This window comes from Halomonas sp. McD50-4, assembly GCF_022348135.1.
GTDB lineage: Bacteria > Pseudomonadota > Gammaproteobacteria > Pseudomonadales > Halomonadaceae > Vreelandella > Vreelandella piezotolerans.
Genome location: NZ_JAKRFG010000022.1, coordinates 1 through 21225, shown reverse-complemented (window position 1 = coordinate 21225; position 21225 = coordinate 1). Strand labels below are relative to the sequence as shown.

Annotated in this window: 16 protein-coding genes; 8 read left to right on the top strand and 8 right to left on the bottom strand. The window is 59.0% G+C overall.

Annotated features, from left to right (window positions below; translation table 11 throughout):
• Window positions 1-223 precede the first annotated feature (223 nt).
• Window positions 224-1444 (top strand): methionine adenosyltransferase, encoded by a 1221-nt coding sequence (gene metK, locus MHM85_RS17770; protein ID WP_139528566.1) that lies wholly within the window; start codon window positions 224-226, stop codon window positions 1442-1444.
• Window positions 1445-1631: 187 nt separating this feature from the next.
• Window positions 1632-3317 (top strand): NAD-dependent DNA ligase LigB, encoded by a 1686-nt coding sequence (gene ligB / locus MHM85_RS17765; protein WP_139528565.1) that lies wholly within the window; start codon window positions 1632-1634, stop codon window positions 3315-3317.
• Here the strand turns inward: ligB and MHM85_RS17760 are convergent.
• Entirely contained in the window at window positions 3314-4249 is a 936-nt protein-coding gene (locus MHM85_RS17760; protein ID WP_139528564.1) for an AEC family transporter, read from the bottom strand. The genes ligB and MHM85_RS17760 overlap by 4 nt on opposite strands.
• Window positions 4250-4389: 140 nt before the next feature.
• On the opposite strand from MHM85_RS17760, the gene metF reads away from it, so the two are divergent.
• A complete protein-coding gene (metF, locus tag MHM85_RS17755; protein WP_139528563.1) occupies window positions 4390-5229 on the top strand; it encodes a methylenetetrahydrofolate reductase [NAD(P)H] in 840 nt (279 codons plus the stop codon).
• A gap of 149 nt (window positions 5230-5378) precedes the next feature.
• The gene (locus MHM85_RS17750) at window positions 5379-6590 is read left to right on the top strand and encodes an SLC13 family permease (protein ID WP_139528562.1); all 1212 of its coding nucleotides are present in this window, start codon (window positions 5379-5381) and stop codon (window positions 6588-6590) included.
• A 91-nt stretch (window positions 6591-6681) separates the two neighbouring features.
• On the opposite strand, the gene MHM85_RS17745 is transcribed toward MHM85_RS17750, so the two are convergent.
• The 4 genes from MHM85_RS17745 to prlC form a co-directional block, all read right to left on the bottom strand.
• Window positions 6682-8883 (bottom strand): TRAP transporter fused permease subunit, encoded by a 2202-nt coding sequence (locus tag MHM85_RS17745; RefSeq protein ID WP_139528561.1) that lies wholly within the window; start codon window positions 8881-8883, stop codon window positions 6682-6684.
• A gap of 99 nt (window positions 8884-8982) precedes the next feature.
• The gene (locus MHM85_RS17740) at window positions 8983-9963 is read right to left on the bottom strand and encodes a TAXI family TRAP transporter solute-binding subunit (RefSeq protein ID WP_139528560.1); all 981 of its coding nucleotides are present in this window, start codon (window positions 9961-9963) and stop codon (window positions 8983-8985) included.
• Between the two features lie 289 nt (window positions 9964-10252).
• Window positions 10253-10501, bottom strand: coding sequence for a YheV family putative zinc ribbon protein (locus MHM85_RS17735; protein WP_139528559.1), 249 nt, complete (start codon window positions 10499-10501; stop codon window positions 10253-10255).
• Window positions 10502-10558: 57 nt separating this feature from the next.
• The gene (gene prlC / locus MHM85_RS17730; protein WP_139528558.1) at window positions 10559-12607 is read right to left on the bottom strand and encodes an oligopeptidase A; all 2049 of its coding nucleotides are present in this window, start codon (window positions 12605-12607) and stop codon (window positions 10559-10561) included.
• 202 nt (window positions 12608-12809) lie between these two features.
• Between prlC and MHM85_RS17725 the strand changes: the two genes are divergently transcribed.
• The 3 genes from MHM85_RS17725 to MHM85_RS17715 all read left to right on the top strand — a co-directional run bounded on the left by MHM85_RS17725 (window position 12810) and on the right by MHM85_RS17715 (window position 15516).
• Complete coding sequence (locus MHM85_RS17725) at window positions 12810-14150, top strand: sodium-dependent transporter (protein ID WP_139528557.1); 1341 nt, start codon at window positions 12810-12812, stop codon at window positions 14148-14150.
• Window positions 14151-14202: 52 nt separating this feature from the next.
• The gene (locus tag MHM85_RS17720) at window positions 14203-14754 is read left to right on the top strand and encodes a gamma carbonic anhydrase family protein (protein WP_139528556.1); all 552 of its coding nucleotides are present in this window, start codon (window positions 14203-14205) and stop codon (window positions 14752-14754) included.
• A gap of 90 nt (window positions 14755-14844) precedes the next feature.
• Window positions 14845-15516: a metal-dependent hydrolase gene (locus tag MHM85_RS17715; RefSeq protein WP_139528555.1), complete on the top strand. Its 672-nt coding sequence runs from the start codon at window positions 14845-14847 to the stop codon at window positions 15514-15516.
• Here the strand turns inward: MHM85_RS17715 and MHM85_RS17710 are convergent.
• Genes MHM85_RS17710 through MHM85_RS17700 form a run of 3 tightly spaced genes read right to left on the bottom strand, consistent with a single transcriptional unit; the run spans window position 15492 to window position 19547 of the window.
• On the bottom strand, window positions 15492-16874 hold the full coding sequence (locus tag MHM85_RS17710) for a sigma-54 dependent transcriptional regulator (RefSeq protein WP_139528554.1): 1383 nt from the start codon (window positions 16872-16874) through the stop codon (window positions 15492-15494). The genes MHM85_RS17715 and MHM85_RS17710 overlap by 25 nt on opposite strands.
• Window positions 16867-18780, bottom strand: coding sequence for an ATP-binding protein (locus tag MHM85_RS17705; RefSeq protein ID WP_139528553.1), 1914 nt, complete (start codon window positions 18778-18780; stop codon window positions 16867-16869). The genes MHM85_RS17710 and MHM85_RS17705 overlap by 8 nt, the downstream gene beginning before the upstream one ends.
• Window positions 18777-19547, bottom strand: a complete 771-nt coding sequence (locus MHM85_RS17700; protein ID WP_139528552.1) for a GntR family transcriptional regulator — start codon at window positions 19545-19547, stop codon at window positions 18777-18779. The genes MHM85_RS17705 and MHM85_RS17700 overlap by 4 nt, the downstream gene beginning before the upstream one ends.
• 322 nt (window positions 19548-19869) lie before the next feature.
• On the opposite strand from MHM85_RS17700, the gene lldD reads away from it, so the two are divergent.
• The gene (gene lldD / locus MHM85_RS17695) at window positions 19870-21033 is read left to right on the top strand and encodes an FMN-dependent L-lactate dehydrogenase LldD (protein ID WP_239286558.1); all 1164 of its coding nucleotides are present in this window, start codon (window positions 19870-19872) and stop codon (window positions 21031-21033) included.
• Window positions 21034-21225 lie beyond the last annotated feature (192 nt).

The window sequence follows — 21225 nt, the reverse complement described above, 5'->3', positions numbered from 1 at the left end:
GGAAAGAATAAAGGCGCTATTGTCGCTGACTTCCCCGGCGGCGGCAAATTCTCAGGGGTACGTTGTGGGAAGAACCCCCAACAGCGTGTAGACTCTGCCTCCCGAAGTGGTGGTGAACGTCACGGTGCCGCTTCTTTATACGGGCAGGGAACCTCCTGCCATGATTTCCTGCTGATGCTGCGGTCATAACGAAGCAGCCGTCATACAGAGGGTCGAGTGCGCGATGAGCGAATATTCCCTGTTTACCTCCGAGTCCGTTTCCGAGGGCCATCCCGATAAGATTGCCGACCAGATTTCAGACGCGGTGCTAGATGCCATTATCGCCCGGGATAAACAGGCCCGTGTTGCCTGTGAAACGATGGTGAAAACCGGTGTAGCCATTATTGCCGGTGAGATCACCACGTCCGCGTGGGTGGATCTCGAGACGCTGGTGCGTGATGTGATTACCGATATTGGCTACACCTCGTCTCAGGTGGGCTTCGACGGTGCCACATGCGGCGTCATCAACCTGATTGGCAAGCAGAGTGTCGATATTGCGCAGGGTGTCGATCGTACCAAGCCGGAAGATCAAGGCGCGGGCGACCAGGGCCTGATGTTCGGCTACGCCACCAACGAAACCGACTCGTTCATGCCGGCCCCGATCCACTACTCGCACCGCTTGGTCGAGCGTCAGGCGGAGCTGCGTAAAAACGGCCTGCTGCCGTGGTTGCGCCCGGATGCCAAGAGCCAGGTGACGTTCCGCTACAATGCAGACGGGCAGCCTTGTGGCGTCGATGCGGTAGTGCTGTCGACTCAGCACGATCCGGAGATCGATCAAGAAGACCTGCGTAAGATGGTCAAGCGCGAGATCATCGAACAAGTGATTCCTGCGGAGTGGTTGGACGCCGATACCCAATATCACATCAACCCGACCGGCAAGTTCGTGATTGGTGGCCCGGTGGGCGACTGCGGCCTGACCGGCCGTAAGATCATCGTCGATACCTATGGTGGTATGGCGCGCCACGGTGGCGGCGCGTTCTCGGGCAAGGATCCGTCGAAAGTAGACCGTAGCGCCGCATACGCTGGCCGTTATGTGGCGAAAAACGTCGTGGCCGCGGGCCTGGCAGACAAGTGTGAGATTCAGGTCTCCTATGCCATTGGCGTGGCAGAGCCGACCTCTGTGTCCATCGACACCTTCGGTACCGGCAAAATCGACGACGCCAAGATCGTCGAGTTGGTGCGCGAGCATTTCGATCTGCGCCCCTACGCGATCACCACCATGCTCGACCTGCTGCATCCGATGTATCGCCTCACGTCTGCGTATGGCCACTTCGGCCGCGCGCCGTTCGAACACAGCTACACTTGGGTGGACGACAAAGGCGAAGAGCATAAAGAGACCTTCACTGCGTTTCCATGGGAAAAAACCGATAAAGCGGACGCGCTGCGTCAGGCCGCCGGTCTATAAGCTTTTCGAGAGCGCGACGAGCGCCACCGGTTAGCCAAAAGCGCCTCCTGGTTTATGTCAGGGGGCGCTTTTTTATGTATCGAAACACTGTGCGAGTGGCTAGATGCGCATTGCATCTCTATCTGTTTCCTATAAGTTAACTTTAATAAGGATTGAAAGATCTTCCGTTCACCACGAGAGGATGCGTATGCCGGGTTGTCGAACGATCACAATGGCGGGTTTAGTGGCCGCTTGGTGTATGGGTGTCACCTTTTCTGCACAGGCGGATAGCTGCCCCGACTGGCCTGCTGAGCGGCTGGCGCTGGAAACCCAGGCGCTAGCCGAACACATCGAGGTCTGGGACCGCGCTTACCATGATGGCGGCGAATCGCTGATTGCTGATGAGCTGTACGATCAGGCGCTAGCACGCCTGGCAAGTTGGCAAGCCTGCCAGGGTGATACGACACCCCACCGGCCGCTTACCCGAGTGACCCGTAGCGATGGCACCCGCATGCATCCGGCCGTTCAAACCGGGCTCAATAAAGTCGACGACGAAGGCGTTCGACGCTTTACCAGCCGCCGTGACGATCTGTGGATTCAACCCAAGGTAGATGGTGTGGCGGTGACGCTGCGTTATCGGAATGGGGAGCTAGTAGAAGCCGTCAGTCGAGGAGACGGCGAGCGTGGGCAGGATTGGACGACGCGCGTTCAGCAGTTGCCCGGTGTGCCCGACTCGCTTCCTGACGCTGTCTCTGCAGTGCTGCAAGGCGAGCTCTATTGGCAGTTGGATAACCACGTACAGGCGCGCCAGCCGGATTCAGGCGCTCGTGGCGCCGTGGCCGGCGCCATGGCACAGCGCGAACCGAGCCAAGAGACGCTGAGTCGCATTGGTTTATTCGTGTGGGACTGGCCGGATGGCCCGACACAGATGACCGAACGGCTGGCGCAACTGACGGCGCTGGGGTTCGATACGGCCGACTACACCCATCCGATCAGCGGGCGAGAGGCGGCCGCCGAGTGGCGTGAGCGGTGGTTCAACGGCCCGCTGCCGTTTGCTACCGACGGCGTGGTGTTGAAGCAAGCAGAGCGCCCCGGCCTGCGGCGCTGGTCGTCATCACCCCCTGAGTGGGCGGTGGCCTGGAAGTATCCTGCCCAGCAGGTGCTGGCCCAGGTCCGCGGGGTCGAGTTCCGCGTGGGGCGCACCGGGCGCGTAACGCCGCTGTTGTGGCTCTATCCGGTTACCTTGGAAGGACGACGCATCAGCCGCGTGTCGTTGGGCTCGCTGGAACGCTGGGAAGCGTGGGACGTGCGCCCAGGCGACCAGGTGGCGGTGACGCTGGCAGGTCTGACGATTCCCCAGGTAGCCAGCGTGGTGTGGCACACGCGCGAAAGAGCCGCGCTTAGCGCTCCGCCGCCCGAGCGCTATCATCTATTGAGCTGTTTTACACTAACGTCAGAATGCAGCGCCCAGCTGCTGGCGCGATTAACCTACCTTGGCGAACAGCTGGGCATGCGAGGGGTCGGCGAAGGCACGTGGCAGGCGCTAATGGATGCCGGGGTGGTCACGGAATTACTAGGTTGGCTAGCGCTGACGCCAGAGCAACTGCAGCAGGCCCACGGTATTGGCGCGACCACCGCCGACTCGCTGGCGGCACAGTTCGATGCAGCGCGACAAGCGCCCTATGCTGCTTGGCTGTCGGCGCTGGGCATGCCGCCTGGGGGCGACGCACGACTGGGTGATTGGTACACCCTAGCGAGTTACTCTCGAGCGGATTGGCAAGCCGTTCCCAGCGTAGGCCCGGTACGCGGCGAAGCGCTCGTCGCTTTCTTCCACCATCCAGACGTAGCGCGCATGGCCCGCCAGCTACAGCAGGCTGGCGTCGACGGGTTCTAACCCAGGCCAGTGAGCCGCAGCATCAGGCCCAAATAGAGAGGGATCAGCAGCGGTGCCAGCAGTGTGGTGGTGAGCACTGCCAGCGCGCCTTTCTGTGGCTGAATGCCCAACTCCATGGCCACCACGACAACGTTCGAGGCCATGGGCACCACGCCCAGTAGCAGCAGCGCCATCGCCAGCTCCGGGGCGAGCGGCGTGAACTGCTGGAGTATCAGCACCGCCCCCAGCATCGCCAGCGGCCAGAGTACATAGCGCAGCCCCACGCAGGTGGCGACAAAGCGCGTATCCCACGCGGCGAGCGTGACTTGGCTCAACGTCATACCGATGATCATCATACCCAGCAGCGTATAAGTGGCTGGAAAGACCGCTAATGAACTCATCAGCGACGCCGGAAGGGTGGCGTTGAGCGCGTTTAGTAGCAGTGCCGTTAAAAAGGCATACACCAGCGGCAGGCGGGCAATTTTGGCGAGGCTCTGGCGCACCGAGAAGTGGCCGCGGGCACTTAAGTAAAACCCCACCGTAAACTCGTATAAATTGATGCCTAGCATACAAAACAGGTACAGCGTCACACCCTCGGGGGGCAGCAAGATCAGCGCCACCGGCAGGCCGAAGTAGCCGGTGTTGCCGGTGCCGGAGGAGAACGCCAGCAGCGCTCCCTCTTGGGGGCCAAAGCGGTGCTGTGTTGCCCAGCGTACGGCCAGCGCCATACTACTGACTAACAGGAACATCGCGAAGGTCAGCACCAAATACTCAGCGGTGGGGCCCCCGTTCATGAGTGCACGAAATATCGTGAGCGGTGCAATCAAGTAGACCAATAGGGTGGCGATGGGGCGCGGGTCTATTTGCAACCGTTGAGCGGCAATAAAGCCTAGTCCCACATACCCCAACAGCATGAGCAACGGGCCCATTAAAGCACTGGGTGCTAAGTCCATTTCTCCTCCTTGATAGACGCGGTAGAGCTAACATGAGCCGAATTGAAGGTCGACCGTGGAATCTTTCATTAGCCGCTGCGCGGTGAAGCAGCGAGAATACCTCAAATAATGATCACGTTACCGTCCTGCGAGGATAAACCATGAGCAGCCAAGAGCATCCGCTAGGTATTAGCTTCGAATTCTTTCCGCCCAACACCGATGCTGGCCGGGAGAAGCTAATTCATGTACGCGATGAGTTGGCCGCACGTCATCCGCGTTTCTTCTCGGTGACCTACGGTGCAGGGGGCTCCACCCAGGCGCGCACTAGAGATATCGTCCGGACCGTCAGCCAAAGCGGCATTACCACGGCTCCGCATCTTTCCTGTATTGGCAGCGAGAAAGCCCAGCTTCGTGATTTGCTTGCCAAGTACCGCGAAGAAGGGGTCGATAGTCTCGTAGCGCTGCGCGGTGACATGCCCTCTGGTATGGGCAGTATCGGCGAGCTGCGCTACGCCAACGAGCTAGTGGAATTCATTCGTGAGGAAACGGGGGATCACTTCGATATCGCCGTCGCAGCCTATCCGGAATCTCATCCACAGGCGCCTAACCTCGACAAGGATGTGGAAAACTTCGCGCGTAAAATGAAGGCGGGCGCCAATATGGCGATCACCCAGTACTTCTTTACCGCCGATGCTTACTTCCACTTCGTCGATAAAGCGCGGGCGCTGGGCGTCGAGCAGCCGATCATTCCCGGCATCATGCCGATTACTAATTACACCAAGTTGGCGCGCTTCTCCGACGCTTGCGGTGCCGAAATCCCTCGCTGGATCCGTAAGCAGTTGGAAGCCTATGGCGATGACAGCGATGCGATTGCCGCCTTCGGCACCGATGTGGTGACGCGCCTGTGCGAACGCCTGCTTGACGGCGGTGCGCCAGGCCTACACTTCTACACGCTTAACCAGGCAGCCCCGGTATTGAAGGTGATGGATAACCTGAGTTAACACTGTCGTCTGTTAGTCATGCCGGTCTGCATCCTTGATGCAGGCCGGCTTTTTTTATGGGTCTCTAACAAATTTTTAGCGCTTTGTGGCGATCGGCAAGCGCCGTATGATGCCTGCTCGATTCGCGCATAGAGAAGGAGCACCACACGATGTGGTTGATCACTGCCGTGTTCGCATTTACCTACCTGGGCATGGCAGTGGGCCGATTACCCGGCCTGCAGGTCGACCGCTCTTGGATGGCCCTCGCGGCGGCATGTGTGTTGCTGATAACCGGCACCGTCCGGTTGGAAGAGATTGCCAGCCATATCGATATTGGCGCGCTGGTGCTGCTGATGGCATTGATGTTGGTCTCGGCGCAGTTTGGTTTTTCAGGAGTGTATCATCGGCTATCGGAGTGGATGGCTCGGCATGCCGCCCAGCCGACCAAGCTGCTCCTGGGGGTGGTGCTGTTGGGCGGAGGGCTATCGGCGCTGTTGGTCAATGATATCGTCGCCTTCGCGCTGACGCCGCTGCTATGCCAGGCGCTGCTGGCTCGAGGGCTGGACCCTCGGCCGTTCCTGCTGGCCCTGGCGATGTCCTGCAATGCAGGCTCGGCGGCGAGCCTAATTGGCAACCCGCAAAATATTCTGATTGGTCAGGCGGGCGACTTAGCGTTTTGGGATTACAGCCTGCAAGCCGCCGTCCCTGCGCTGGTCGCGCTGATGGCTACCTACAGCGTCATCTGGCTCGTCTGGCGGCGGCGCTGGTGGCTCAGTGGCCCCGCTTCGGCGCCATTGGCAACGGCGCCTATGACAGAAAGCCTTCGCTATAAGCCGCTGTTGGCTGCCGTTGCCTTGTTGGTACTGTTCTCGACGCCGCTCCCCCGCGAGTGGTCGGCGCTGGCCGTGGCCCTGGTGCTGATGATGTCGCGCCGGGTGGCCAGCCACCGTTATACCCAAGCCGTCGATTGGAACCTGCTACTGCTGTTCGTGGGCCTCTTCATCGTTACGGGGAGCGTGGCATCGCTGCCCGAGGCCAGCGCGGTGGTGAATCGTCTGTTAGGCGAAGACGGGCTGCCTAGCGGTGCGTGGAGTATGACGGGCATCGCGTTGATGGCCAGTAACGTGATTGGCAACGTGCCCTTTGTAGTGCTGCTGTTGGGGCTGTTTCCTGGGTTGCCGGAGTCCACCCTCGTCATGTTGGCGGTGATGTCGACCTTGGCGGGGAACCTGCTGCTGATCGGCAGCGTGGTGAACTTGATCGTGGCAGAGGGCGCGAAACGCCATGGGGTTCATCTAGGATTCGTGGCGTTTACTAAAGTTGGCGTGCCGGTAACGTTGCTATCGATGCTGGCGGCGGCGCTTTGGTTCACGCTGCGCTGACCGGCATTGCGCAGCGAGGTACGCTACGCTGGAGAAAAAACAGCCGGAACCCAAGGGTTCCGGCTGTTGCTCGAGGAGGAGTCGTTATTGCTTAGGTTGCGTTGGCAATCTTGCCTTTGCCACCGTGCTGCTTGCGCTGCATGACAAATAGCACTGTACCAATGGCGAGGCCTGCAATATCGGTATAGATACCGCCGTAGATCAAGAAAAGTGCGCCCACCAGCATGACCACACGCTGGATGACGTTCACCGGGCCGAAGAACCACTTCTGCACCATGCCTGAGAGCAGCACGATACCCAGCGTAGCGGTGAGGCCAACGCGCAGGATTTGCATGGCAGAGCCTTCCATCAGCATCGCCGGGCTGTAGAAGAACATGAACGGCACGATAAATGCGGCCAAGCCAATCTTGAACGACGCCACCGACGTGCCCATGGGGTTGTCCCCAGAGATACCCGCCGCCGCGTAAGAGGCCAGCGCCACCGGCGGCGTAATGGCCGAGACCACGGCGAAGTAGAACACGAAGAAGTGAGCAATCAGCGGCTCGATGCCGATGTTGATCAACCCCGGTGCCACGACCGAGGCCGCCACCGCGTAAGCCGCCGTGGTCGGCATGCCCATGCCTAGCAGAATGCTGATCAGCATGGCGAAGAACAGCGCCAGCAGCTGGCTAACGCCCGCCAAGCCCAGCAGCAGAGAAGAGAAGCGCGCACCCACACCGGTCAGCGAGATGACGCCAACGATCAAACCCGCGCAGGCACACACGGCAATGATCTGAATCGACATGGTGCCCGCTAGCTGCAGCGCTCTCAAAATGGCGCGCAGGCCCATCTTGTTGGGCGAAATCCAGCTCACCACGGCCGCAGAGGCGGTGGCCAGCGTACCTGCACGAATCACCGAGTAGCCCATGAATAGCGCTACGATCAAAATGATGATCGGCGCGAACAGATAGACCTGTTTTACCAGCTTGGAGAACAGCGGAATCTCGTCTTTGCGCATGCCGCGCATGCCTTTACGGGCGGCTTCGAAATCCACCATGAAGTAGATCGAGGCAAAGTAGAGAATGGCCGGGATGACAGCGGCAATGGCGATTTCGGTATAAGGGATACCGGTCACTTCCGCCATGATGAACGCACCTGCGCCCATGATGGGCGGCATGATCTGACCACCGGTAGACGCGGCGGCCTCGATGGCCCCTGCACTACGTGCGGGGTAGCCCACTTTTTTCATGAGCGGAATGGTTAGAGAACCCGTGGAGACCACGTTACCGGCCGACGTGCCGTTGATCATGCCCATCAAGCCAGAGGCAAAGATGGCGACTTTCGCCGGGCCGCCGCGGGCACGGCCTGCCGCGGCAAAGGCGAAGTTGACGAAGTAATCACCTACTTTGGAGGCCTGTAGGAAGGCGGCAAAAATGATGAAGAGAATGATATAGGTAGAAGAGACCGCCGTGGTCGGGCCGAGAATGCCCGCATCGGTGTAGACCTGGCTAAAGAAACGCTGAATCGACAGCCCCGGGTAGCCTAGGAAGCCCGGCAGATAGGGGCCAGCAAACACGTAGGTCAGGAAGACGGCGGAAATGACGACCAGCGCCAAGCCAGCGACGCGGCGGGTCAGTTCGAGAATCAGTAGCGAACCTGCAATGGCCGCCCACGAAATGCCGGGAGGCGCAAACGAGGTGCCGGTAGACATCCGCATGGTGGTGTTGAACGCCATCAGCAGGTAGCCTGCGCTGGCCAGTGCACACACCATGAGCACGAGGTCAGCGGCGTTGAAGCGGTGGCGCTCCTGACGATAGAACCAGGAGAGTACGATCGCGACGGCGGTAGTCGCCATCAGTGGGTAGCCAAAGTGCAGCGTCTCGATGGTCGGGTCGATGCGCATGGCACCGCCGTTAATGGTCTGCTGCATCAAGAAGACCTGCACCAGAGCGTAAACCGCAGGCACCAGCAGCGCGTAGCTCACCCATTTCAACCAAGCAGGTGACGCTTGCTGCGCATCTTCGGCAAAGCGGGCACCGGCAAACAGGCCGTAACCCAAAATCAACGCACCGGCGATGTGAACGATGCGAAACGACCAGGTCTCCATGGGATACACGTTGAGTGAAAACAGGTGGAAACCCGAGTAGGCAATCGCCAGTGCTGCAAATAGTAGGAACTGCCAGCCGACGAATAGGCGGCGGTTGGGCTCAACGACTTCCTCATCGACGCCATCGGCAATCGATTCGGGCGTTGATGAACCAGCTAGGGCGTCATCCTTGAGGCCGTTGGGGTCTTGGTCGGTATTGTGACTCATCAGAGGTCACCCTCACAGCAAAAGCAGAGAAAGGGGCAGTAGCGAACGCTGCCCCGCCCGACAGGGTCGGTGACGGGGCAGCGCGATGGTGCGGCGTACTTACTTGATCATATCGTCAGAGATGTCGTAACCGTTCTCTTCGTACCAGCGTGCTGCACCCGGGTGGAAGGGCAGTACGTTGTTATGAACGATGTTCTCCGGGATGCTGGTTTCAGCGCTGCGGTGTACGTCACGCATCCGATCGTTGTTTTCCATGGTCGCCTTGGTGACTTCGTAGATGAAGTCTTCCGGCAGGTCACAACCGGCAATGGCGAAGTTCCACATGGAGACGGCGCGCGCATCTTCTTCCAGTGTGGTGTAGGTGCTGGCCGGAATGGTGAATTCAGCAACCGGATAGTTTTCCAGCACGGTGGCCAGCTCTTCTTCGGTAAATTCGATGATGTTCACGTCGGTTTGTACTTCTAACTGGCTAACCGCCGGAATCGGGATACCTGCAGCAAACGCGACGACGTCCAGCAAGCCGTCCTGAAGCTGACCGCCCAGATCCGACCAGCCGCCGTTACGGCGCTCGAAGTTGACGCCCAGTGTTTCCAGCATGGCTGGGAAGTAGGTGTCAGACGTCGATGCCGCCGGGCCGAAGCCGATGCGCGCACCGTCAGGAATCTCAGAGATGGAAGTAATGCCAGAGCTCGAGAGCGCTGCGATGGAGAACGGAGTCTCGTACATCGGGAACAGCGCGCACACGTTGTCCATTACTAGGCCTGGGGCCAGCGGGCTTTCGCCTTTCATGGCATCGGAAGCCGGTCCCATGGTGGTTAGGCCGAACGCCATATCGCCGCTATGTACTAGCGCCAGGTTTTGGGTAGGGCCACCAGTCACTTCGCCGCCGCCTGAAACACCGAGCTCATCGGCGATGAAGTTTGCCCAGCCAGAGCCGTAAACGAAGTAGGTGCCGCCTTGACTGGCCGTACCCACCGTGAAGTTGGTTGGCCACTCGGAGCGGTCCGCGTGGGCAGTACCGGCGGCGAGTAGCGCGCCACCAGCGAGCAGGGCAATCGTTTTGGGCATCGTATTGCGCATGGCGAGTTTTCCTAAGCTGTTATTGGGATTATCGTCTGGCGCGTGTGGGACACCGCCAGTGCTTCATCATTAAGCAGCTTATACAGAGCGATACTCGTGCCATGTACGTATTTTTATTTTTAAATCAATAGATTGAGAAAATGGTCTTCAACTTTGGTTGAAATGCAAAACGCGGTAAGTGTCTGGCTTTTCGCACGGGGTAAGCGGGGTGATGTGCGGAATTCCGCACACCTTGAGTGGGCAGCGCCTTAGTCGCTACCCGGGGTTGGTCGATGGGTCGGCGAGGGCGTTACTTCTTTTTGCCAGGATCCAGAATACGCACAGGCTGCACGTCCTGGACTTTTTGCTCATCGCGCACTTGATTCACACGAGTGGTGAGTTCAGGGGCTGCGTCGTCCTCAATGGGCAACTGTTCGAAAAAATCGCAGCTGACGCACTCCCGGTAGCGAATACCGTTTTGCTCCCAAGCGCGAATACGGTCCATGGCGGCGCAGCGTGGGCAAGTCACCCCCGCGATAAAACGTTTAACACTCGACATCGGTTTGGCTCCCAAGGTGCGACGGCTGAGCCGCCGCACCGTATCGAAACGGTCGGTTTAGGCCGCGCGGATACCGCTATGGCGTAGCAGCGGCTCGACGCTGGGTTCACGGCCCCGGAAAGCACGGAATAGCTCGGCGGCATCCCGAGCGCCGCCTTGCTCAAGAATTTCCTCGCGGAAGCGCTGGCCAGTGGTGGGATCAAAGATACCCGCCTCTTCAAAGGCACTCCAGGCATCGGCAGAGAGGACCTCCGCCCACTTATAGCTGTAGTAGCCAGCGGCGTAGCCGCCTGCAAAGATGTGGCTGAAGCTATTTTGGAAGCGGTTGAAGTCGACCACCGGTACGACGGAGGTTTGGCGACGCACGTCGTCGAGCAGCGCTTGTACATCGCTAGCCGAAGGTGCTTCCAGCTCATGGTGGAGGCGCAGGTCGAACAGTGAAAACTCGATCTGTCGCACCATGCCCATGGCAGACTGGAAGTTTTTGGCCGCTTGCAGACGCTCGAACAGAACGTCTGGCAGCGGTTCGCCGGTGTCTACGTGTTTGGCTAGCAGGTCGAGGCCTTCTCGCTCCCAGCAGTAGTTCTCCATGAACTGGCTGGGCAGTTCTACCGCATCCCAGGCGACGCCATTGATGCCTGAGACGTCGGCCACCTCCTGCTTGGTCAGCATGTGATGCAGGCCATGGCCGAATTCGTGGAACAGCGTGGTCACTTCGTCATGGGTGAGGAGCGCAGGTTTGCCGCCCACCGGCGCGGTGAAGTTGCAGGTCAAAAAGGCCACGGGGAGCTGCACGCCGTTATCGGTTTTGCGGCGTACCCGGCAGTCGGCCATCCACGCGCCGCCACGTTTCCCTTCACGGGCGTAGAGATCTAGATAGAAACCGGCAATCGGCTTGCCGTGCTCGCTGATGCGGTAAAAGCGGACATCGTCGTGGTAGCTCGGGGCGCTGTCATCCGCTTCGATATGCACGTTATAAAGACGCTCGACGACCTGGAACAAGCCATCGACGACCCGTGGCGCGGGGAAGTAGGGACGCAGCTGCTCTTGGGAGATAGCGTAACGCGCTTCGCGAAGCTTTTCACTGACGTAGGCGACATCCCAGGGTTTGAGCGTCTCGATGCCGAGCTCGTCGCGGGCGTAAGCGCTGAGCTCGGCAAACTCCTCTTGCGCTTGAGGCTTGGCGCGACGGGCGAGATCTTCCAGAAAGTCCAACACCTGCGTGGGGGAGTCCGCCATTTTGGTGGTCAGCGAGTAGTCGGCGTAGGTCGCGAAGCCCAGCAGCTGCGCCAACTCCTGACGCAGGGCTAGAATCTCTTCCAAAATGGGCGCGTTGTCGAACTTACCCGCGTTGGGACCCTGGTCGGAGGCTCGGGTCACGAAGGCGGTATACACCTCCTCGCGCAGTTCACGGCTGTCGGCGTAGCTGACGATGGGGAAGAAACTCGGGAAATCCAGCGTAATACGGTAGCCCTCCACGCCTTTGGCATCTGCCAGGGCTTTGAGGGTTTCCAGGGCGCTCTCAGGAACGCCAGCCAACGACGCACGATCCTGAATGTCTTTGTGCCACGCCTGAGTGGCATCCAGCACGTTGTTGGAGAACTGATTAGACAGCGTCGAGAGGCGGGATTGAATCTCGCCGTAGCGAACCTTCTTATCCGCAGGGAGATCGACCCCGGCCAGGCGAAAATCGCGCAGGGCGTTATCCACCGTACGCTGTTGGGCGGCCGTCAGCGTTGACCAACTCTCGCTCTCTTTTAGCGCCTGCCAGCCTTTGAACAGCCCTTCGTGCTGGCCAACCCAGGTGCCAAACGCAGAGAGTTTTTCCAGACAGGCTTGGTACGCGTCGCGCAGCTCTGGCGTGTTCATGGTGCCGTTGAGGTGCGATACCGGCGACCAGGCTTGGGAAAGACGGTCATTCACGCCTTCCAGTGGGGCGGCAAAATTCTCCCATGTGGGTGGCGTCGTAGCGGCCTGTTGGGCGAGTCGATCAATCGCCTCGCGGCTTTCATCGAGCAGCGTTTCTACGGCGGGCACTACGTGGTTGGCACGAATGTCGGCGAAAGGGGGAAGCTCGTGACTCTCTAGCAACGGGTTGCGGGACATAAGTACCTCGGCAGTCATCAAGTGAAGGTGCACACAATGCATGCACTGATGATGACACAGTGCGGGCAGTAGGGCGCTGTTTCAATGCTCGGCCCGCTGCAAGCGTTTGGCCTGGGGGCGGGTGCCTGCTAGTCTTGCCGCCTTTCCATATCCTTAATTTGCAAGTGTCACCAAACAATGCCACCCATGGCAGGAGCAAGTAATGAGTGAAACGCTAGAGCGCTGGGGGTCGAAGCGGGCCTTTATCTTGGCGGTAACAGGTGCTGCGGTTGGGCTGGGTAATATTTGGCGCTTCCCCTATGTGGCGGGAGAGAACGGCGGCGCTGCTTTTTTGCTGATTTATGTGGCGTTCGTGTTGCTACTTGGGATTCCCGTGATGATGGCGGAAATTCTCATCGGGCGTGCCGGGCGGCGCGGGCCGATGCAGGCGCTCGGCGTGTTGGCATCCGAAGCCGGGGCGTCACGGTACTGGCGTTGGCTGGGGCTGTTTGGTGCGTTCACCGTGTTCTGTATTTTGTCGTTTTATTCGGTGGTGTCCGGCTGGTCGATCGAGTTTCTGGTCGCCTCGGTGAACGGCAATTTCCACGGCGCCAGCGCTGCCGAGATCGGCGCGGGGTTCGAAGCCTTTCTAGCGAATCCAGGGCTGCTGATCTTCAATCACTCGCTGTTTCTGTTCATGACCATGACGGTGGTGGCCGCGGGCGTCGCCAAGGGACTCGAGCGTCTCAACAACCTGCTGATGCCGCTGCTTTACGGCTTGCTGCTGCTATTGGCCGTTTACGCCACTACCACCACAGGTTTTGGCACGGCGCTGTCCTGGCTCTTTCTACCCTCCTTTACCGACGTGACGCCCGCGGTTGTATTGCACGCCATGGGTCACGCGTTCTTTACCCTGGCTGTCGGGGCCTGCGCGTTGATGGCATACGGTGCTTATATGCCCGATGAGCAGAGCCTGCCCAAAGCGGCTTTCGCTGTGGCAGTGCTGGATATCAGTGTGGCGCTGTTGGCGGGCATCGCGATTTTCTCGGTGGTGTTTGCGCAAAGCATGGACCCTGCCGATGGCCCAGGACTGATGTTCGTGACGCTGCCGATCGCGTTTTCCGAGCTGCCGTGGGGCTCGCTCTGGCTCAGCGTTTTTTTCTTACTGCTGCTGCTCGCCACGTGGACCTCGGCGATCAACTTGGCCGAGCCAATGGTGGCAACGCTGCAAGGGCTGGGTTGGCGACGCAGTGTTTCCACCGCCGTGGTGGCCATCAGCGTTTGGCTTCTCGGCCTGCTGTCGGCGTTTTCATTTTCCACGCTGGCCGAGTTCCGGCCACTGCTTGGCCGTAACGTGTTCGAGCTAGTGAGCAGTATTCCGCCTGACATCTTTCTACCCTTGGGCGGTTTGCTGATTGCCACCTTTGCCGCCTGGGTGATGCCGCAAGCGCTGGTCGTGAAAGCGCTGGGCGTGGGCGATGGTGGTTATGTCCTGTGGCGCACTATCGTCCGCTGGGTATCGATTCCACTGACGTTTATCGTTCTACTGGGTGGGTTGTTATAGTTCCCTCATCATGTGTCGTTACGAAACGCGAAATGCTTCAGAGGAGTGTGCCATGAGCAGTGCCTTAAGGACCTATCAAGGCGTCTCGCCGCAGTTGGGTGAGCGTGTCTATATCGACCCCGCTAGCGTGGTGATCGGCAATGTCACGCTAGGCGACGACTGTTCTGTATGGCCGATGACCGTGATTCGTGGCGATATGCACCGTATCACCATTGGCGCGCGGACCAGCGTTCAGGATGGCAGCGTGCTGCACATCACCCATGCGAGCGACTTCAATCCGGAGGGTTTTCCGCTGACCATTGGTGACGACGTGACCATCGGCCATAAAGCCATTCTGCATGGCTGCACGCTGGGTAACCGTATCCTGGTGGGAATGGGGGCAATCGTCATGGATGGGGCCGTCGTCGAAGATGAGGTCATCATAGCCGCTGGCGCCGTGGTGACACCCGGGAAACGGCTGGAGAGCGGCTTCGTTTATGCAGGCAACCCGGCAAAAGCGCTGCGCCCGCTGAAAGAGAAAGAGCGCGCCTTCTTTCCTTACACGGCGGGTAATTATGTCAAGTTAAAAGACCGGTTTCTCAGTGATACCGACAGCGGACGCTAAGCGCTTGCCTAACCACTCTTTTTTCTAAAATAGCCATGTTGCGCTCTCTAAAAATCTGGTAATTTATCCAGTTTTCTAGGGTGCCGCGACATGGCTAATTTTCGCACGCATATTACGGTAGCAGCAGCGGGCGGCACGCTAATGGCTTACGTTGGCTGGCAAGCCCAGTGGTGGGGAGCGCCTCAAGCACTGCTGGTCATTGCGCTGGTGGCGTTTGGCGGGATCCTGCCTGACATCGACGCCGACCGCTCTCGCTCTATACGACTGATTTTCAATCTATTATCCGTTCCTTCGCTGGTGTTGGGCGTGCTGCTGCTCCAGCCCTGGCTGACGCCTGGGTTGCTGCTGGTGGCCTGCGGGGGCATCTATTTTTCGGTGCGCTATTTAGCGGCGGTGCTATTTTCGCGCCTGACAGTGCATCGTGGTATCTGGCACTCGCTGATGGCGGCAGGGCTCTGTGCGCTGGCCGCCGCCGCTATCAGTTACCACGTATTGGCGCAGCCTGCCTGGCTGGCGTGGTCCCATGGAGCGGCGGTGTTGTTGGGTTTTATCATCCACTTGGGCCTGGACGAGCTGTTTAGTGTCGATTTGGAAGGTGCACGGCTCAAGCGCTCGTTCGGGACAGCGCTGAAGCTGGGGGATAGCCGCCGTCCGCTATCCAACCTATTGATGCTGATCGCCCTGTTGGTGCTGATGCCTTGGGTACCCCCCTGGAGCGTGCTGCTGGAGTTATTTCATCAAGGCTCGCTGCTGTGGCGATAGTCATCGGCGCTGAGGCCATGTTTCTTTAGCTTGTCGTAAAACGTTTTACGCGGAATCCCTAAATGACGACACACATCGGTCACTCGGCCATGATGACGTGCCAGGGATTGGCTGATCAGACTTTTTTCGAACAACTCTACTTGGCGTGGCAGCGTGGGTTCTTGCGTATCTGCGGTGACCCCCTCGAGCAAGACATCCAGACGGTAGTCGAACGCCGCGCCTAACAGCACGTAACGCTCTGCTAAATTGCGCAGCTCGCGAACGTTGCCAGGCCAATCGTGGGCCAACAGGGCCGCAACCGCATGGCTATCCAGGGTAGGCGCTTCCAAACCGCTGCGGTTGGCGGCGACGACGGCAAAGTGCTGGAACAGCAGGGGAATATCTTCGCGCCGCTCACGCAGAGCGGGAAGGGGCAGCGTGACCACGTTGAGTCGGTAGTAGAGGTCTTCACGAAAGCGCCCTTCCTCCGCGGCCATTTTTAGATCCACTTTGGTGGCAGCGATCACACGAATATCGAGCGGCACTGCTTCGTTGGCGCCGAGGCGCTCCACGCTACGCTCTTGCAATACGCGCAGCAGTTTCACCTGCAGCGCCAGCGGCATCGATTCGATCTCATCCAAAAAGACCGTGCCACCGTTGGCATGCTCGAATTTGCCAATGCGCCGCTCCACTGCGCCAGTAAATGCCCCTTTCTCATGACCAAACAGTTCGGATTCGATCGTGTTTTCTGGCACCGCGCCGCAGTTGATGGCCATAAAGGGGCTGTTACGCCGGGCGCTACGCTCATGAATCGCCCGAGCAACCAGGTCTTTGCCGGTGCCGGTCTCGCCAAACAACAGCACGTCGGCCTCCACTTGGCTGATGCGCTGAATCATCGCGGCGAGACGTGAGATCACTGGCGTTCTCCCGACCAGACGTGGCCCTAGTGCGGCTTGCTGCACCTCTAGCTCGGCTTTCAAACGCAGGTTTTCGAGGCTGAGCTGGCGCTTTTCGATGCCACGCCTCACCACATCCAGCAGCTGGTCGCCTGCGAAAGGCTTTTCCAGGAAGTCCCAAGCGCCTGCCCGCATTGCCTCCACGGCGGTGGAGATATCGCCGTGGCCGGTAATCAGAATGATCGGCAGCGTGGCGTCGCGGCTATGCAGTTCATGCAACAGGGACATGCCGTCCATGCCTGGCATTCGAATATCGCTGACGATGACGCCGGGGAAATTGGCTGGCAGTGCGGCCAGTGCCTGCTCGGCCGACTCGAAGCAGTGGGGCGTATAACCGGCGAGTTCTAAGGTTTGACTGGCGGTGATACGAAGATGCGGCTCGTCGTCGATCACCATGACCGGCAGTGTCGACGGCTCATGCATGGGAAGGGTTCTCCTCTTCATGGCGGGAGGCGGAAGGCGCTGGCGAACGTGGCAGAGTTACCGTAAAGCAGGCGCCGCCATCGACAAGATTGCGGGCCTGTAGCTTGCCTCCCAGGTCCTCCATAATACGCGAGGAGATCGAGAGTCCTAGCCCTAGTCCGCTGCCCGGCGCTTTGGTGGTAAAAAAGGGCTCGAAAATATGGCCTAGATGATCCGTCGCAATGCCTGGGCCATTATCTGCCACGCTGATGACGATGTGCGCGTCGTCTATTTGGGCACTCAGCGTCAGAACAGGTGCCTCGGCCTCCTTCATTGCCTGAACCGCGTTGCCAATCAGGTTCACGAGTACCTGCTCAAGGCGCACTAAGTCGCCCTCTACCCAGAGGGTCTCTTCGGGCCACTGATGAACCACGTGGATAGCGTCATCGCGCAGGCGACTATGAAACAGGCGCAGGGCGTACTCGATGCATGCTTGAACCGAAATCGTTTCTTGACGATCGCTGCTTTTGCGAGAGAATTGGCGCAGTTGGGCGCTAATGTCGGCCATGCGTTCAGTGAGTTCGACGATATGCGCCAAGTTGGCGTCAGCGCGCTCGATGCGTGCCAGCTCGATAAAGCGCCGGGCGTTTTCGGCGTAGGCGCGAATGGCGGCGAGGGGTTGGTTGAGCTCATGGTTGATGCCCGCCGCCAGTTGACCTAGCACGGCGAGCTTGGCGGCTTGGATCAGTTCATCCTGGGTTTGACGCAAGTTGGCCTCTGCTCGCCGCCGCTCTTCGATTTCATCCGAAAGACGCTGATTACTGGCGACCAGATCCCGGGTGCGACGCTCGACGCTGACTTCAAGCTCATCGCGCACCCGGGCCAACGTTTGACGCTCTCGCTCGGCAAACGCTTCACGCTCTCGACGTAACCTTAGGCGCTGCCAGCCAATGCCGCCTGCCAGGGCGATAACGCTATAGAGCCCCCCTGCCATAAAAGCGGCAATCCACTGAGCATTGATGACCGGCGTCAGCGGTTTGAGAATATGCATTTGCCAGCCAAACTCAGGAATTGGCCGGGTGAGGCTTAAATAGCGACCCCCGCTCAGTGGGCCATGCGCGAAGCTCACCAAATAGCTGCCGGGCGCGTAAGGAGTATCCAGCTGAATGCCGGAGGGCGATAGCGGCTCCATGGCGTAACGGCGAGTAGCGCGCAGTGCGTTGCGCTGGACGTCGCTCAATGGGTAGAGGGCATTCATGCGCAGTTCGGGGTGGCTGGCCATGAAGATGATGTTGTCGCTATCGGTGACGAACAGTTCGGCGTCCTGCTCGGCCCAACTCTCCTCGACGTCATCGAGCAGCACTTTTACCACGATCACACCATCGGGCTTGGCATCGGGAGAGGTGTCGTCCAGCCACACCGGAGAGGAAAAGTAGTAGCCGCGCTCTAACGACTGGATCCCTAGCCCAAAAAAGCGTCCCTGGCCACCCGCGATGGCATCGGAGTAGTAGCTGCGAAACGCGTAGTTCTGACCAATGAACGTGTTGGGCCGATGCCAGTTGCTGGCCGCGATGGTGTCGGCATCGCGATCAAGCAGGTAAACGTCCGATACGCCTGAAGTGAATCGAAAACGATCCAGCAGCAGGTTGAGTGGCATGGGGTCCTGGCTCTCGGGGGAGTCCAAGAAGCGTTGGATGCCTTCCCGCGTGGCCAGCATTTGTGGCAGGTAGTCGTAGCGCAGCAGATAGCCGTTCAAGTTGGCTGCAGAAAGGCGCAGCTCGTTTTCGGCATCATCTTGAAGATTCGAGAGTGCCTGCTCACGAGCGAGCTGGGACGCTTGCCACATACATAGCAGTAGCCCTAGGGGAATGACGATCAGCCATAGCAGCCGCCAGCGCCGCGCGGTAGGACTGACATGACTGTTCATGCCGGGCTGCTGGTGCCCTGGGCACGGCGTAACGCGCGCTGGGCGCGAGTCTCGGCTCTGGCCATCTCCAGCAAGCCCTCCTCTACGTACACCAAGTGTTCATGGGCGCGGGCGCGGGCGTCTTCGGCACGGCCTTCTAAGATGGCGTCCAGTAAAGCACGGTGCTGTTTCATGAGTTGCGTGCGCGAGTCGGGCTTGGCAAACAGATGGGCCAGATTATCCACGATGCTCTGCTCGAGCAGGTGGAAAATGCCGCGGATGGTGTGCAGCAGCAGCACGTTGTGCGCTGCTTCCGCAATGGCAAGATGAAACGCGGCGTCTAGTTTGGCTTCCTGCGCAGGATCGGCACCGACGAAGCCACCGTCCAGTTCCTCGAAGCGCTGAATGAGCACGGCTTTGTCGGCAGGCGTGGAGCGAAGGGCCGCATAATAGGCGGAAATGCCCTCCATGGCGTCACGAAATTCCAGCAGGTCCAAATGGAATTCGTTATGGCGCGAGAGCATTTCCAGCAGCGGATCAGTGTAACCACTATTCAGCGTTTCATTGACGAAGGTGCCGCCTCCCTGGCGGCTGATGAGCAGGCCGCGAGCCGCTAGCTTCTGAATGGCTTCGCGCAGCGAAGGGCGCGATACGCCGAAACGCTCGGCAAGCTCCCTTTCTGGCGGTAAACGTTGGCCGGGCTTGAGGCTGCCTTCCAAGATCATGGCTTCCAGGCGTTCCGTTATCACGTCGGCAAGGCGCTGTTGACGGAGCGGAGGGTAGGTCATTGGTGGGGCTCCCTTAATTGGTAAGACCAATAGTAAGGTGTTTTAGAGCGCTACTCAAGCAGCGAATACCCACCGTGTTAGCGACTTCGAGTAAACTAAAGTATAAAGTTGGTTTGCACGTAAGAAGGGATCTTCGTTTGACATACCACCAGCTTGTCATTAACGTTATTGATCATTATTTGTCAATTGGTATTACCAATATTGGCTTGATGACAGGCGTGTCGCTGTTTGCGGTCGGTCGGAGTGTAACGCCATCATCAGCGAATTCGCGCCTACTTTTAATGGCTACTTACAATAACGTCTTCCGTGCATAGGGCCCGTCATGATCATCTCTGCTTCTACGGACTATCGGCAGGCTGCCAAGCGCCGCCTTCCCCCCTTCCTCTTTCACTATGCCGATGGTGGGTCGTATGCCGAGCATACATTGCGGCGAAATGCCGACGATCTGCGTGACGTCGCGCTACGCCAGCGTGTGCTCAAAGACATGTCGTCGCTGTCACTGGAAACCGAGCTGCTGGGTGAGAAGCTAGCGATGCCGCTGGCGCTGGCGCCCGTCGGGTTGGCGGGTATGTATGCTCGACGTGGAGAAGTCCAGGCGGCGCGTGCCGCGACCAAGAAAGGGATTCCTTTTACACTCTCTACCGTATCGGTTTGCCCCATCGCAGAAGTGGCCGCTGCCGTCGATCGCCCCATTTGGTTCCAGCTCTACGTGCTAAAAGACCGGGGCTTCATGAAACATGTTCTTGAGCGCGCCAAGGCGGCAGGTGTGAAAACGCTGATTTTTACCGTCGATATGCCGGTGCCCGGCGCTCGCTACCGTGATGCGCACTCAGGGATGAGCGGTAAGCATGGCCCCATGAGACGCATTCTTCAGGCGGCGTTGCATCCGCTATGGGCATGGGATGTGGGTATTCATGGTCGCCCTCATGATCTGGGCAATGTGTCTGACTATCGTGGCAAGCCCACCGAACTGGAAGATTACATCGCTTGGCTGGGTGATAACTTCGATCCGTCCATCTCTTGGAAAGATTTGGAGTGGATACGCGAGCAGTGGGATGGTCCCATGATCATTAAGGGGATTCTGGATCCGGAAGATGCGCGGGATGCCGTGCGCTTTGGTGCCGATGGGATCGTGGTGTCCAATCACGGCGGCCGACAGCTGGATGGCGTACCTTCGACCGCGCGTGCGCTCCCTGCCATTGCGGATGCGGTGAAAGGTGATCTGGCGATTTTGGCCGATTCTGGCGTGCGCAGTGGTCTCGATGTCGTGCGCATGATTGCCATGGGGGCGGACACTGCGCTCATTGGTCGTGCCTTCATCTATGCACTGGCAACGGCAGGCGAGGCCGGAGTTGCTCACCTGCTCGATCTGTTCGAGAAAGAGATGAAGGTAGCCATGACCCTGACAGGGGCTCGTACGATTGCCGATTTGAGTTCTGAGTCGCTAGTAGCTGGGGCGATGGGCGCGATGACTCCTCCAGCCTAAGGAGGTAAGTGATATACAGCATTTCAGCTTGGCAGAAAGATGTTGGAGTTTTTTTACAAAACCCTCTTGCCAACCCGGCATCGAATCCGTAAAGTACGCATCCGCTGCCGGGGACGCCCAGCGTTACCAGCGGTGATGAGGTTGGAAAACCTCTTGTTTGTCAGAAAGTTAGAGCTCTGTGGTAGGTTGGTC

Bases quoted from the DNA above. Each gene is read 5' to 3' on its own strand.
- MHM85_RS17750 (WP_139528562.1), top strand. From the start codon at position 5,379: ATGTGGTTGATCACTGCCGTGTTCGCATTTACCTACCTGGGCATGGCA.
- lldD (WP_239286558.1), top strand. From the start codon at position 19,870: ATGATCATCTCTGCTTCTACGGACTATCGGCAGGCTGCCAAGCGCCGC.
- MHM85_RS17705 (WP_139528553.1), bottom strand. From the start codon at position 18,780: ATGAACAGTCATGTCAGTCCTACCGCGCGGCGCTGGCGGCTGCTATGG.
- metK (WP_139528566.1), top strand. From the start codon at position 224: ATGAGCGAATATTCCCTGTTTACCTCCGAGTCCGTTTCCGAGGGCCAT.
- metF (WP_139528563.1), top strand. From the start codon at position 4,390: ATGAGCAGCCAAGAGCATCCGCTAGGTATTAGCTTCGAATTCTTTCCG.
- MHM85_RS17725 (WP_139528557.1), top strand. From the start codon at position 12,810: ATGAGTGAAACGCTAGAGCGCTGGGGGTCGAAGCGGGCCTTTATCTTG.
- MHM85_RS17735 (WP_139528559.1), bottom strand. From the start codon at position 10,501: ATGTCGAGTGTTAAACGTTTTATCGCGGGGGTGACTTGCCCACGCTGC.
- MHM85_RS17760 (WP_139528564.1), bottom strand. From the start codon at position 4,249: ATGGACTTAGCACCCAGTGCTTTAATGGGCCCGTTGCTCATGCTGTTG.
- MHM85_RS17700 (WP_139528552.1), bottom strand. From the start codon at position 19,547: ATGACCTACCCTCCGCTCCGTCAACAGCGCCTTGCCGACGTGATAACG.
- MHM85_RS17740 (WP_139528560.1), bottom strand. From the start codon at position 9,963: ATGCGCAATACGATGCCCAAAACGATTGCCCTGCTCGCTGGTGGCGCG.
- MHM85_RS17710 (WP_139528554.1), bottom strand. From the start codon at position 16,874: ATGCATGAGCCGTCGACACTGCCGGTCATGGTGATCGACGACGAGCCG.
- prlC (WP_139528558.1), bottom strand. From the start codon at position 12,607: ATGTCCCGCAACCCGTTGCTAGAGAGTCACGAGCTTCCCCCTTTCGCC.
- MHM85_RS17745 (WP_139528561.1), bottom strand. From the start codon at position 8,883: ATGAGTCACAATACCGACCAAGACCCCAACGGCCTCAAGGATGACGCC.
- ligB (WP_139528565.1), top strand. From the start codon at position 1,632: ATGCCGGGTTGTCGAACGATCACAATGGCGGGTTTAGTGGCCGCTTGG.
- MHM85_RS17720 (WP_139528556.1), top strand. From the start codon at position 14,203: ATGAGCAGTGCCTTAAGGACCTATCAAGGCGTCTCGCCGCAGTTGGGT.
- MHM85_RS17715 (WP_139528555.1), top strand. From the start codon at position 14,845: ATGGCTAATTTTCGCACGCATATTACGGTAGCAGCAGCGGGCGGCACG.